Source organism: Fontimonas sp. SYSU GA230001 (assembly GCF_040066175.1).
Lineage (GTDB): Bacteria > Pseudomonadota > Gammaproteobacteria > Nevskiales > Nevskiaceae > Solimonas.
On the sequence record NZ_JBEAAM010000009.1, the window covers coordinates 131,985 to 144,481 of the forward strand.

A 12,497-nucleotide genomic window follows, 5' to 3' on the forward strand; every position below is an offset into this window, starting at 1 on the left:
ATGAGCGTGGCGCAATGGCATGACTGTCTGCTGGTCGGCTATGCCGCCGCGTCGGTGTTCGTGTTCGTCATGCTGCAGTTCTTCGTCAAGGCCGCCTACGGCAAGCACAAGGCCGACCAGCTCGCGTGGTGGTGGGGGCCGGGCGTACCGACACGCGTGTCGTGGATCGTGATGGAGGCACCGTCGTCGATCGGCTTCGCGCTGATCTACTTCGCCGGCGCACGCGCGTTCGATGCCGCGCCGCTGGTGCTGCTGCTGATGTGGCAGGCGCACTACTTCCAGCGCAGCTTCATCTATCCGTTCATTCGCAGCGTGCGCCCCGGCGACACGACGCCGCTGCTGATCCCGGCCATGGCCTTCGTCACCAATCTGGGCATCTCCTTCCTCAACGCGACGATCCTGTCCTGGACCGAGGTCCGCGCCGACTATGGCGCCGGCTGGCTGACCGATCCGCGCTTCCTGGCCGGCGCCGCGCTGTTCGTCGCGGGCTATCACATCAACCGCAAGGCCGACCGCATGCTCGCCGCGCTGCGCAAGCCGGGCGAGACCGGTTACCGGATCCCGCGCGGCTGGCTCTACGAGAAGATCAGCTGCCCGAACTACTTCGGCGAATGCCTGATCTGGGCCGGCTGGGCCATTGCAACCTGGTCGTCGGCCGGCGTCGTGTTCGTGCTGTGGACGCTGGCCAACCTGCTGCCGCGCGCACTGTCCACGCACCGCTGGTACCGCGAGAAGTTCCCCGACTACCCGTCCGCGCGGCGCGCCGTGATTCCCGGCGTCCTTTGAGCGGTCGCCGGACCGGCGATCACATGCGGAAGATGCCGTAGCGCGGATCGCCGATCGGCGTGTTCAGCGCCGCCGAGATCGAAATGCCCAGCGCGTTGCGCGTATCGACGGGATCGAGGATGCCATCGTCCCAGATCTCGGAGGTGGACCAGTACGCCGACTGCTTGCGCCTGAACTCACCGAGCACCGGATCGCGGATCGCGTCGATCTCGGCCTGGCCGAGCTTCTTGCCCTGACGCTGCAGCTGGCGGATCTTGACGTCCGCGAGCGTGTTCGCGGCCTGCTCGGCGCCCATCACGCTGATCTGCGACTGCGGCCAGCTGAACAGGAAGCGCGAGTCGAAGGCACGACCGGACATGCCGTAGTTGCCGGCGCCGAAGGAGCCGTGGCACATCACGGTGAACTTGGGCACTTCCGAACACGACACCGCCATGATCATCTTGGCACCGTCCTTGGTGATGCCGCGGCGCTCGTACTCGCGGCCGACCATGAAGCCGGTGATGTTCTGCAGAAAGACGATCGGCGTGCGGTTCTGGTTGCACAGCTCGATGAAGTGCGCGCCCTTGAGCGCGCTGTCGTTGAACAGCACGCCGTTGTTGGCGAGGATGCCGACCTTGTAGCCCCAGAGGTGCGCGTAGCCGCAGATCAGGGTCTTGCCGTAGTTGGGCTGGTATTCGTGGAAGCGCGAGCCATCGACGATGCGCGCGATGACCTCGTGCATGTCGAACTGCTGCTTGATGTCCTGCGGCAGGATGCCGTACAGCTCGGACGCGTCGTAGTACGGGTCTTCCGGCGGCTGCCATTCGATGCGCGTCTTCTCCGGGCGCTTGAACTGGCCGACGATGTCGCGCGCGATTGCGATCGCTTCCTCCTCGCTCGACGCCGGGTAGTCGGCGGTGCCGGACACGCTGGTGTGCATGTCGCAGCCGCCGAGCTCATCGACGGTGTTCTCCTCGCCGGTCGCGGCCTTCACCAGCGGCGGGCCGGCGAGGAAGATCGCGCCGGTGCCGCGCACGATGACGTTGTAGTCCGACAGACCCGGCACGTAGGCGCCGCCGGCCGTGCAGTGGCCCAGCACGACGGCCACCTGCTGCACGCCCATCTTCGACAGGATGCACTGGTTGCGGAAGATGCGACCCGCGTAGTACTTGTCGGCGAACAGTTCCGCCTGCAGCGGCAGGAAGCCGCCGGCGGAGTCGCAGAGGTGCACCACCGGCAGGCGGTTCTCGATGGCGATGTCGAGCGCGCGCACGGTCTTCTTCACCGTCAGCGGATACCAGGCACCGCCCTTCACCGAGGCGTCGCCGGCGTTGATGACCACCTCCCGCCCGGCGACGATGCCGATGCCGGTCACGCAGCCCGCACCGGGCACCTCGCCACCGTAGGCCTCGTTGGCCGCCAGCGACGACAGTTCCAGGAACGGCGTGCCCGGGTCGAGCAGCTGCTCGATGCGCTCGCGCACGAACATCTTGTTCTGGCTCTTCAGGCGCTCGAGATCGCGGTGCGGGCGGTCATGCCGCGCCTGGTGCTGTCGCGCCTTGAACTCCGCGGCGAGCCGCCGGTTGTGCGCGGCATTGGCCTGGAACTCGGCGGAAGACGTGTTGAGACGGGATTCAATGCGTTTCATCGGTGTACGTCCTATACGAGCCGGCGCCGTCCCTGGCGCCGACTTTCAAGACAATTGGGGAATGCGATCACTCGAACTCGCCTACGCTGAAGGTTCGAAGGACAGCAGCAAGGCATCGCGGTCGAAGGTCTGGCCTTTTTCGTACTTGACCGTCTGGATCACCCCGTCGCGCGGCGCGGTCACGGTGGTCTCCATCTTCATGCTCTCCATCACCAGCAGCACCTGGCCCTTGGTCACCGCATCGCCCGGCCGGACGTGCACGGCGACGATGCTGCCCGGCATCGGCGCACGCACGCTGTCCTCGGCGGCGCCGTGCAGGGAGGCGGCGAGACGGTCGAGCGGATGGCGATAGCGCAGCTGGTACGCCGCGCCGTCGAGATGCACGAAGACATCGTCGCCGCGCGTCGCCACGACGACTTCGTGGTGCTCGCCGTCGATGGTCAGCCACGCGCGGCCGTCGGCGCCGGTGCGCAGATCGACCGCGAGCACGCGCTCGCCGATGTGCACGCGATAGCCGTCGCGGGCGCGCGACAGCTCGACGTTGAGATCCTGATCTTCGAGTTTGAAGGCGTGATGCATGGCGCTCAGTTCCTCCACCCACCCATTGCCGCGTGCATGTCCGGCACGCTGTCGGCGACGTCGCGCATCGGGCGCGTCATCAGGCTGCCAACGGCGAGCAGCCGGTCGCGTGTGTGCTGCGTCAGCGGCGGATCGGCGGCGATCTGCGGATTGGCGTCGAGAAAGCCGGTGTGCACGTCGCCGGACACGAAGGCCGGATGCGCGATCAGGCGGCGCAGGAAGGCGGTGTTGGTCTTGCAGCCGAGCAGCACCGTATCGCGCAGCGCACGGTCGGCGCGTGCGATCGCATCGTCGCGGTCGGAACCGGTGACGATCAGCTTGGCCAGCATCGGATCGAAGTTCGCCGTGACCTCGCCGCCCTGCACGATGCCGGCGTCCATGCGGATGCCCTCCCCCTGCGCCGGCTGCCAGACCAGCACCGGGCCGGTCGTCGGCGTGTAGCCGCGCGCCGGGTCTTCGGCGTAGATGCGGAACTCGATCGAGTGGCCGCGGGAGCGGATATCGTCTTGCCGGTACGGCAGCTTCTCGCCGGCGGCGACGCAGAGCTGTTCGAGGACCAGGTCGAGTCCGGTGATCTGCTCGGTGACCGGATGCTCGACCTGCAGGCGGGTGTTCATCTCCAGGAAGTAGAACTCGCCGTTCTGGCCGAAGATGAACTCGACCGTACCGGCGTTGCGATAGGTGCAGGAGCGGGCGATGCCGGCGGCGGTCTCGCAGATCTCGCGGCGCTTGGCGTCGTCGAGCGCCGGTGACGGCGTCTCCTCGACGATCTTCTGGAAGCGGCGCTGCACCGAGCACTCGCGCTCGAAGACGTGAACGACGCTGCCCTGGCCGTCGCCGAGCACCTGCACCTCGATGTGGCGGGGATTCTCGACATAGCGCTCGACGTAGAGCCGGCCGTCGCCGAAGTAGCGCTGACCCTCGCTGCGCGCGCGCTCGATCTCCGCTTCGAGCAGCGCGAGATCACGCACGATGCGCATGCCCTTGCCGCCGCCGCCGGCGGACGGCTTGATCAGCAGCGGCGCGCCAACCTTGCGCGCGCGCTCGATGAAGCTGGCCGGGTCGTCGTCCTCGATCGCGCTCGGCGCGACCGGGAATCCCGCCTTTTCGACGAAGTTGCGCGCGCGCACCTTGTCGCCCATCAGGTCGATCTGGGCCGGCGTCGGGCCGATGAAGCGGATGCCGGCGGCCTCGACCGCCTCGCAGAACGCCCGGTTCTCGGACAGGAAGCCGTAACCCGGATGGATCGCGCCGGCGCCGCTGGCCTTGGCGGCGGCGATGATCTGCGCAGCGTCGAGATAGGCGGCGACCGGGGTCGCCCCGGTGATCTCGACCGCGGCGTCGGCCATGCGCACCGCCGGCGAGCTGCGATCCGCTGCGTGATGGACGACGATGCCCTTCAGGCCGAGGGCCTGCACGGTGCGCAGCACGCGCACGGCGATCTCGCCGCGATTGGCGACGAGGACCGAGGAGAAAGGCCAGTGCGGCACACGCGCGCGCACCGTGTCGATGGTTTGTCGGTTGACCGTCATGACTGAACTCATCCTGTCTTCTTACGGGGTGCTGCGGTCGAGCCTTGCGGTCGCGGTATCAGGCCCTCGCACAGCAGAGAGGCGATCTGCTCGGCGAGCGTGTCGATGTCGAGGCGGCCGTGGCCGCGCAGGTAGTTCCAGGTCGCGTGCTCGATGCCGCCATAGACCAGATCGCGAAAGAGCCGCGGCGGAACGTCCGCGCGAAATGCTCCGGCGCGCTGTCCGGACTCGATCTCATCGACCAGGAACTGCGTGTAGCGGCGATTGCGCGCGTGCAGGGCGGAGCCGTGATACTTCGTCACTTCCTGCACTTCGCGGAACATCAGCTTGCACAGCTGCGGGTCGTCGCGCACGGCGCGCAGGTGATGGCGCACCAGCACGCGTACGCGCTCGCGCGGCTCGTCGATGCCGGACAGCGCCCGCTCGGTATCGCCGAACAGCTCGTCGTACCAGCGTTCGAGCACCTGCAGCAGCAGCTCGCGCTTGGTCGAGAAATACTTGTACACCAGTCCCTCGACGACGCCGATGCGCGCGGCGATCTCGGCGACCGATGCCGCGTCGTAACCCTTCTCGCAGAACAGGTCACGCGCGGCGACCAGGATCTCGTCCACGCGCTGCTCGCGCGCCAGGCGCGGCGCGTGCAGGCGAACGGTCTTGCGCGCAGCAGCCACCGGCGCTCAGTCGAGATCCGCCGGCACGGTCACCGGGAAGTCCATCAGGATCTGCGCCAGCATCTTGCCCTGCGGGTCATAGCGCAGGCTGGCCATGCCGCCGCCGCCCAGCGCCTCGTGCATCAGGAAGTTGAAGCCGTTCAGACCCGGCAGTTCGAAGCGCTCGACCTTGCCCTGCACGAAGTGCGCGAAGTACTGCTTCACCGCGTCCGCAGTGAGCTGCGCGCGCAGCCACGGCAGGTACTCGGGCTTGCGCGCGAGCACGCCGACGTTCGCTGCATTGCCCTTGTCGCCCGAACGACCGTAGGCCAGTCGGATCAGGGGGACCTGCCGGGTCGGGCCGGTCGGCATCGTGCCGGCGATCTCGACCGCAGGTGCCGACCGGGCATCGCCGCAGATCACCACCGGCGCTGCAAACGGCCGGCCATCGACTTCGACGGGCACCGCGCTCTTCGGCACCAGACAGGAGAACAGGCGCACCAGCGGCGTCGGCGCAGGACGGCCGCCGGAGAATCCGGTGATGCCCTGCGCCATCGCCGTCGCCGGCGGAATGAACTCGCGGCCGAACAGGTCCAGCGCCTTGCCGTCGGCGTGCTGGACGGCGATCTTGAGGATCACCTCGCGGGTGTCGCGACGCCGGGCGTTCGCACCCCAGTTCGCCTCGCTGCCCAGCACCTCGACGTCGGTGCGCGTGTAGTCGGCGAGACCGCGCTCGGCGAACATGCGGCGCGTGCGCTTGAGGATCGCACGGGCCACGGCCTCGGCCTTGGCCACCGCATCGACGCCGCCGATCATCATCGTCCCGGTCGTGCGGAAGCCGTCCTGCCAGGTGGCCGAGACCTTGTAGCTGGCGGTGGGCGCACGGCCCTTGGCGCCGGTGACCTCGACGCGGTTCTCGCCGACCTGCGTGAGCCGGACGTCGCGCCAGTCGCAGCTGACGTCCGGCAGCAGGTACGCGGACGGATCGCCGATCTCGTAAACGATCTGTTCGGCGACGGTCTCCGGCACGACGCGGCCGCCGGTGCCGGCCGGCTTGGTCACGACGAAGGTGCCGTCCGCCCGGCACTCGGCGATCGGGAAGCCCATGCGGTCCCAGTCGTCCGCGACCTTGTCCCAGTCCGTGCTGATGCCGCCGGTGGCCTGCGCGCCGCATTCGACGACATGTCCCGCGAGGCTGCCGGCGGACAGCTTGTCGAACTCGTCGGCCTTCCAGCCGAACTCGTGGATCAGCGCGCCGAGCACGATCGCCGAATCGACGCAGCGCCCGGTGATCACGATGTCGGCGCCGCCGTCGAGTGCCTGCGCGATCGGGAAGGCGCCGAGATAGGCGTTCATGCTCCACAGCTTCTCGGGCAGCGCCGTGCCGCTGAACATCTCCTTCGTGCCGGCGAACTCGGCGGCGCGCGGCAGCAGATCGTCGCCGGTGACGATCGAGACCTTGAGGTCGATGCCCTTCTCCGTGAGCCTGTCCTCGATCGCGGCCTTGCAGGCCTGCGGATTCACTCCGCCGGCATTGGTCACGACCTTGATGCCCCGGGCCTTCAACTTCGGCGCCAGCGCGGCCACGACGCCGGGGAAATCGGTCGCAAATCCCGCGTTGGGATCCTTGGCACGCGCGCGCGCCAGCAGCGACATCGTGATCTCGGCGAGGTAGTCGAGGACGAGATAGTCGATCTGTCCCGATTCGACCAGCTGCTTCGGGCCTTCCGCGGAATCGCCCCAGAAGCCGGCGCCGCAGCCGATGCGGACGACATCGCGTGACGCGTTCATCTCAGTTTCCGGTGAAGTTCGGCGGACGCTTCTCCTGGAAGGCGGCCATGCCTTCCTTGGCGTCCTGCGTACTCGACATGACCGGCACCATCGCCTGCGCGTACTCCAGGGCCTCGCGCAGCGCCATGTCGCGCGTCGCGTTGAAAGCCTGCTTGCCGAGGCGGATCGCCGTCGGTGACTTGTCGGTGATGCGCGCCAGCAGCCAGTCCAGCCTGGCATCGAGCTCGGCGCGCGGCACGACGTAGTTGACGACACCCCAGTCCAGCGCGTCCTGCGCGGTGAACTGCTCGCCGGTGATGCACATCTCCTGCAGCCGGCGCGGCGGCAGCACGCGCATCATGTACGGCAGGATCATCATCGGCGTCACGCCGATCTTCGACTCGGTCGTGCCGATGCGGATGTCGTCGGCGGCGATGGCCAGGTCGCAGGCGCACAGCAGGCCGAAGCCGCCGGCCATGACGTGGCCGTTGACGCGCGCGATCACCGGCAGCGTGCAGTCCTGCAGGCGCTTGAACAGATCGACGATGTAGTGCCTGGGCCGCGCGAAATCGACGGCGAACGCAAAGCCCTGCGTGTTCTTGGCCAGATCGGCGCCCGCGCAGAAGGCCTTGTCGCCGGCGCCGGTGATGACGATCGCGCGCACCTCGTTGCCGGCGGTCGCCTCGGCGATGCCGCGGTCGATCGTGCGCACGACCTGCTCGTTGAGCGCGTTGCGGCGCTCCTCGCGGTTGATGATGATCCACTGCACTGCGCCGCGGCGTTCGATCAGTACCGGCTCGGACATCGGAGCTCTCCCGGAATTTCCTGTCCGCCACCTTATGGCGGCACTTGGTGAGTCTGCCTCACCCGAATGCAGGATGCCCGCGGGACAGCCGCCCGACGCTTCAGAGGACCGTGATGAGCGCCGCGACGGCGAGCGACACGGCCATGACCCCTGCGACCAGCCGCCAGTCCGGATCGCGCGCGATCCGCGCCAGGCCGCCGGGCGGGCGCGGCACGCGCGTCAGCAGCGCGGCGTCCTCGCCGGAGGGCTGGCGCAGCCGCTGGATCGCGGCGGCGGAATCGAAGCGCGGCGACAGCGGCCAGGACTCCGCCGCGGCGGACGGCGCCGGCAGCGGCAGTCGCTCGGTGGCCGAACCGGTATCCGCACGTGTGAGCGCCTCGGTCGGCTCGGCGCCGTGGACCGCCAGACGCAGCGTCGCGTCGGCCGGCCCTGAAGGATCGGCGGCCGGATGCGTGACCGCGGAAGGCGTCGCGCCAGCCGCCGGTCCGGCATCCGCCGGCAGCTGCGCGAGACAGGCATGCAGGTCCGCCGCCATCTCACGCGCGCTCTGGTAGCGCACGGACGGGTCCTTCTCCAGCGCGCGGGCGACGATCAGGTCGAGCAGCGGCGGCACGCTCGACACGATGCGACTGGGCGCGGCGTGCGGCGCGGTGGCGATGCGGTGGATCAGCTGCGCGGTATCGGCACCGGAGAACGGCGGGCGGCCGACGATCATTTCGTAGAGCACGGCGCCGAGCGCGAACAGATCGGAGCGGTGATCGACCGGGCGCCCCGCGACCTGCTCCGGCGACATGTACTTGGGCGTGCCGAGCAGCACGCCGGTCTGGGTCTTGACGTCGGACAGCGGCAGACGCGCCAGCCCGAAGTCCATGATCTTGGCGTGCCCGCTGCGCACGATCATGATGTTGGCCGGCTTGATGTCACGGTGGATGACGCCGTGCTCGTGCGCGAACGCCAGGCCGTCGGCGATCTCCGCGGCGAGCGCGACCGCCTCGCGCAGCGACAGGCCACCCTGCTGCAGGCGCTCGCGCAGATCGACGCCGCGCAGCAGTTCCATCGCCATGTAGGCGAGCTCGCCCTCGCGGCCGACGTCGTAGATGGTGATGATCGCCGGATGGCTCAGCCGGCCGGCGGCGCGCGCCTCCTGCAGGAAGCGCACCTCGTAGCTCTGCCGCTCGGCCGTGTCGCCGGTCAGCAGGATGGTCTTGATCGCCACGGTGCGATCCAGCAGCGGGTCCTCCGCGCGATACACGACCCCCATCGCGCCGCGTCCGATCTCGGCGACGATGCGGTAGCGGCCCAGTTGCGTCAGCTTCGCTTCGCTCATGACGGTCAGAGCCCCAGGGACTTCTTCAGCTTGCGGAACAGTTCCGCCGGCTTGCTGCCGCCGAAGCGGTGCCGGATGACGACCTGCTCGCCGGCGGCCAGCGTGACATCCATCTGCAGCGGCTCGTAATCGCCGTAACGCACCTCGATCAGATGCCGCCCCGCCTTGACCTCGAGACGGCGCAGGTCGGGCAGAGAACCCTGCAGCGCGCCATCGAGCAACACCTGGCCACCGGGGCTGATCTCGAACACCAGCACCGCCGGCGGCATGAAGACGTGGCGCAGCACGAAGCGCTCGCCGGGCTTGAGGTCGATGCGCGTGGCGTGGGGCGCGTAGTCGGGATGGCGCACTTCGACGCGATGCGGACCCGGGCTGAGCTCCAGCTCCTGCAGCGCCGGCGCCGCGCCGCGCGACCGCCCATCGACGAACACCTCGCCGCCCGGCGTGATGTCGAAGCGCACGATCGCCGGTGGCGGGAATGCGTGGCGCAGCGCGACGGTCTGCCGATGCGCGAGGTCGATGTCGATGCGGTACGGCTCGTCGTCGCCGTGGCGCACCTCGACGCGGTGCGTGCCGGCGGGCAGCGCGAGCTCGCGCAGCGGCGGAATGCGGCCACGCGCCTCGCCATCGACGAAGACCTCGCCGCCGGGCGAGACGTCGAAGGTGACGAGGCCGGTCGGCGCCAGCAGGCCCAGCGACGGCACGGTTCCGCGCAGCGCCACCCCCGAAGCGACCAGCGCGCCCGCCATCGCGGCGGCGGCAACCCACAGTCGCACGCGGCGCTGTCGCGGTGGCGTCGGGTCGGGCGCGTAGAGCTCATGCGTCCGGATGCTCGCGTCGGCGATCACGCCGGCGCGGCGCAGCGCCGCGGTCCGTTCCGGCGCGCGTTCGTCGAGCGCGTCGCGGTAACCGGAGGTCAGCAGGATCTCGCCGCGCCCGGCGAAGGCCGCGACCGCGGCGGCCGATCGGATACCGTCGCCCACCATCGCCACGCCGCCGCCTTCGGCTTCGACCAGCGCCACCGGCCCGTGATTGCCGCCGACGCTCAGCGGCAGGTCGCCGGCCGCGGCCAGGCAGGCCTGGGCCGCGGCCAGGCCGGCGGCGGGATCGGCCAGCACCACCAGGATGGAGCCATCCGCGGCATCGAGCACCGCGCGGGTCTCCGGCGCGAGCAGGGCGAGTGCCGCGCCGATCGCCCCTTCGAGCCGCGCGCGCTGCCGCGCCTGTTCGGCGACGGGCTTGCTGGAGAAATCGACCAGGCGCAGATAGAAAACGCTGGCCAGCGCCGGCATCTCGCGGTTCATGTGCTTGGAGCGGGTGAGGCGGGCGGCAGTATATACGCGGCGGTCGGGACTGATACCCGGGTCACACCAGTGGTGGGCCGCGCCCGGCTAGGATGCGCATGCGCCCTGCGGGCGCGCCAGGGCCATGGGGAGACACGATGAAACCGACGATTGCCGCCGTGCGGCGGATGACGATGGCCACGGCGGCGCTGCTGTCCGTGGCCTGTGCGACGACACCGTACCAGGACGCCTATCACACGCGCGTCATTCAGACCTGGGTCGGCAAGGACGTGTCGAAGCTGTGGGCGTCGTGGGGCCCGCCGAGCCGGCGCATGACCGCGCCGGACGGCGCCGAGTACCACGTCTACTTCCAGAAGGTCGCCCGCGCCGCCGACGCCACGCTCGACGCCGACGGCACGGTGCGCGCCGGCGCGATCGACCCGGACTGCGAGACGTACTTCGTCGTTCCGCCGAAGAGCCGGATGATCCAGTCCGCGCGCTGGCGTGGCACCGGCTGCCCGCTGCATGCACCGGGATCCGGTCTCCCCTTCCTGATGAAGCCGCCCGGTCCGGTGGGCTTCTGAACATGCGCCGCCGCGCCGCAGGGTGCGGCCGCGCTCAGTACGTGAACCGCAGGCTCGCGCTGAGATAGCGCCCGGCGCGCGCGAGCAGTGGCAGCGTGGGATCGTCGGGACTGCGCCCATAGACATCCCCCCATTCCCAGTAACGCCGGTCCAGCGCGTTGAAGACACCGGCACGCAGCACCAGCCGCGGCAGCGGCCGGTACTCGCCGATGAGATCGCACACCGCGTAGCCCGGGGCGCGGAACTGCGGCCCGGCCGCATCATCCACGCGCGACTGCCGGTCCGCGGCGGTAAGGCGCAGGCGCAGGGCGGTGGTGTCGGTCTGCCGGTCGAGTCCGAGCACGAGCCGGGCCGGATCGATGGTCGGCAGCGGCTGGTCGCTGTCGCGGTTCTCGCCGCGCAGCCATGCCGCCGACAGTTCCGCGAGCCAGCTCGGTGCGCCGAACTCGGCCAGGTCCTGGCGCCAGCGCAGTTCGACGCCGCGGATCCAGGCGCGCTCGACGTTGCGCGACTGGAACAGGCGCGTCCCGGTCTCCGGGTCGGTGCCGACGAAGGCATTGCTGAGGATGAAGTCCTCGTAGCGGGTCTCGAACAGCGACAGTTCGGCGACCGCGCCCCTGCCGCGGTAGCGGACGCCCAGCTCGTGGGCATCGCTGCGCTCCGGCCTGAGGTCGGGGTTGGGCAGCGCGCGCGCGTTGAACGCGACGATGTCGATGCCCAGATTCACGTCGTAGGGCGGCGGCGCACGGAAGCCCTGCGCGTACTGTGCGAAACCGCGCAGGTCCGCGGTCAGCGGGAACAGCACGCCCAGGCGCGGCGTCCACGCATGGCTGCGCAGATCGGTCACCGGGATCCGCGAGGAACCGTTGTCGAAGCGCGCATCGCGGCGCGCGTCGAGGCGCTGGACGTCGTAGCGCAGTCCCGGCATGACGATCCAGGCCGTGTCCGGCACATGCAGTTCGCCGTTGAGATAGGCGCCGAGCTCGGCCAGCTCGGTCAGCGGAAAGTCGCGGCGCGGGAACGTCTCGCCGAGCAGGACGTTGGTCTGCGATCCGTCGTCGAGACGGGTCTGCAGCGCATCGCGCCCCTCGGCGATGCGCCCGAACGAGAAATCCACGCCGTAGCCGAGCACCGGCGCCGAGAACGCCTGCGCGAACGACTGCCGCCCGTCCAGTCCGCCGCCGATGCCGTGCTGGGTGAGCACGAATTCCCGCTGCTGGCGCACCGGCGGATCGGCGCGCTCCCGGAACTCGTCGCTGTCCTGCTCGATCCGCGCGCGGGTCGCATACAGCCGCCACAGCCGGCGGCCGTCCGCTCGCGCCGCCTCCTCGAATTCGCCGCCGACCCGCCACGCAGCCTGTTCGTCGTCCGCTGCCAGCGACGTCGTGTTGACGAAGCGGCCGGTGCCGAGGATGGCCTGCAGATCGGTGTCGCGCGCCTCGCGCAGGTAATCGGGGGTATCGGGGAAATGCTGTTGTCGAGGGCATTCCGGCGCTTCGTCGACCGACCCTATCCCAGTGTTGTTACAGCGTCCCGTCCTCCAGCAGCCGCGTC

Annotated in this window: 11 protein-coding genes; 2 read left to right on the plus strand and 9 right to left on the minus strand. The window is 69.6% G+C overall.

Going from position 1 to position 12,497, the window contains the following annotated elements:
• Nucleotides 1–786, plus strand: coding sequence for a DUF1295 domain-containing protein (locus AAG565_RS06170; RefSeq protein WP_348818681.1), 786 nt, complete (start codon nt 1–3; stop codon nt 784–786).
• A gap of 19 nt (nt 787–805) precedes the next feature.
• On the opposite strand, the gene AAG565_RS06175 is transcribed toward AAG565_RS06170, so the two are convergent.
• The 8 genes from AAG565_RS06175 to AAG565_RS06210 form a co-directional block, all read right to left on the minus strand.
• Nucleotides 806–2,413 carry a carboxyl transferase domain-containing protein gene (locus AAG565_RS06175; RefSeq protein WP_348818682.1) on the minus strand — a complete coding sequence of 536 codons (1,608 nt, stop codon included), beginning with the start codon at nt 2,411–2,413 and terminating at the stop codon, nt 806–808.
• A gap of 81 nt (nt 2,414–2,494) precedes the next feature.
• On the minus strand, nt 2,495–2,992 hold the full coding sequence (locus tag AAG565_RS06180; RefSeq protein ID WP_348818683.1) for a biotin/lipoyl-containing protein: 498 nt from the start codon (nt 2,990–2,992) through the stop codon (nt 2,495–2,497).
• 5 nt (nt 2,993–2,997) lie between these two features.
• Nucleotides 2,998–4,524 (minus strand): biotin carboxylase N-terminal domain-containing protein, encoded by a 1,527-nt coding sequence (locus tag AAG565_RS06185; protein WP_348818684.1) that lies wholly within the window; start codon nt 4,522–4,524, stop codon nt 2,998–3,000.
• Between the two features lie 8 nt (nt 4,525–4,532).
• Entirely contained in the window at nt 4,533–5,195 is a 663-nt protein-coding gene (locus tag AAG565_RS06190) for a TetR/AcrR family transcriptional regulator (protein WP_348818685.1), read from the minus strand.
• Nucleotides 5,196–5,201: 6 nt separating this feature from the next.
• Nucleotides 5,202–6,965 (minus strand): acyclic terpene utilization AtuA family protein, encoded by a 1,764-nt coding sequence (locus AAG565_RS06195; protein ID WP_348818686.1) that lies wholly within the window; start codon nt 6,963–6,965, stop codon nt 5,202–5,204.
• 1 nt (nt 6,966) lies between these two features.
• Nucleotides 6,967–7,749 carry an enoyl-CoA hydratase-related protein gene (locus AAG565_RS06200; protein WP_348818687.1) on the minus strand — a complete coding sequence of 261 codons (783 nt, stop codon included), beginning with the start codon at nt 7,747–7,749 and terminating at the stop codon, nt 6,967–6,969.
• 100 nt (nt 7,750–7,849) lie between these two features.
• A complete protein-coding gene (locus AAG565_RS06205; RefSeq protein ID WP_348818688.1) occupies nt 7,850–9,076 on the minus strand; it encodes a serine/threonine-protein kinase in 1,227 nt (408 codons plus the stop codon).
• Between the two features lie 5 nt (nt 9,077–9,081).
• Entirely contained in the window at nt 9,082–10,380 is a 1,299-nt protein-coding gene (locus tag AAG565_RS06210; protein ID WP_348818689.1) for a PEGA domain-containing protein, read from the minus strand.
• 137 nt (nt 10,381–10,517) lie between these two features.
• On the opposite strand from AAG565_RS06210, the gene AAG565_RS06215 reads away from it, so the two are divergent.
• Nucleotides 10,518–10,943, plus strand: coding sequence for a hypothetical protein (locus AAG565_RS06215; RefSeq protein ID WP_348818690.1), 426 nt, complete (start codon nt 10,518–10,520; stop codon nt 10,941–10,943).
• 34 nt (nt 10,944–10,977) lie between these two features.
• On the opposite strand, the gene AAG565_RS06220 is transcribed toward AAG565_RS06215, so the two are convergent.
• Nucleotides 10,978–12,497, minus strand: a 1,520-nt coding sequence (locus AAG565_RS06220; protein ID WP_348818691.1) for a TonB-dependent receptor, incomplete at its 5' end; no start/stop codon positions are given.

Bases quoted from the DNA above. Each gene is read 5' to 3' on its own strand.
- AAG565_RS06170 (WP_348818681.1), top strand. From the start codon at position 1: ATGAGCGTGGCGCAATGGCATGACTGTCTGCTGGTCGGCTATGCCGCC.
- AAG565_RS06175 (WP_348818682.1), bottom strand. From the start codon at position 2,413: ATGAAACGCATTGAATCCCGTCTCAACACGTCTTCCGCCGAGTTCCAG.
- AAG565_RS06180 (WP_348818683.1), bottom strand. From the start codon at position 2,992: ATGCATCACGCCTTCAAACTCGAAGATCAGGATCTCAACGTCGAGCTG.
- AAG565_RS06185 (WP_348818684.1), bottom strand. From the start codon at position 4,524: ATGACGGTCAACCGACAAACCATCGACACGGTGCGCGCGCGTGTGCCG.
- AAG565_RS06195 (WP_348818686.1), bottom strand. From the start codon at position 6,965: ATGAACGCGTCACGCGATGTCGTCCGCATCGGCTGCGGCGCCGGCTTC.
- AAG565_RS06200 (WP_348818687.1), bottom strand. From the start codon at position 7,749: ATGTCCGAGCCGGTACTGATCGAACGCCGCGGCGCAGTGCAGTGGATC.
- AAG565_RS06205 (WP_348818688.1), bottom strand. From the start codon at position 9,076: ATGAGCGAAGCGAAGCTGACGCAACTGGGCCGCTACCGCATCGTCGCC.
- AAG565_RS06210 (WP_348818689.1), bottom strand. From the start codon at position 10,380: ATGAACCGCGAGATGCCGGCGCTGGCCAGCGTTTTCTATCTGCGCCTG.
- AAG565_RS06215 (WP_348818690.1), top strand. From the start codon at position 10,518: ATGAAACCGACGATTGCCGCCGTGCGGCGGATGACGATGGCCACGGCG.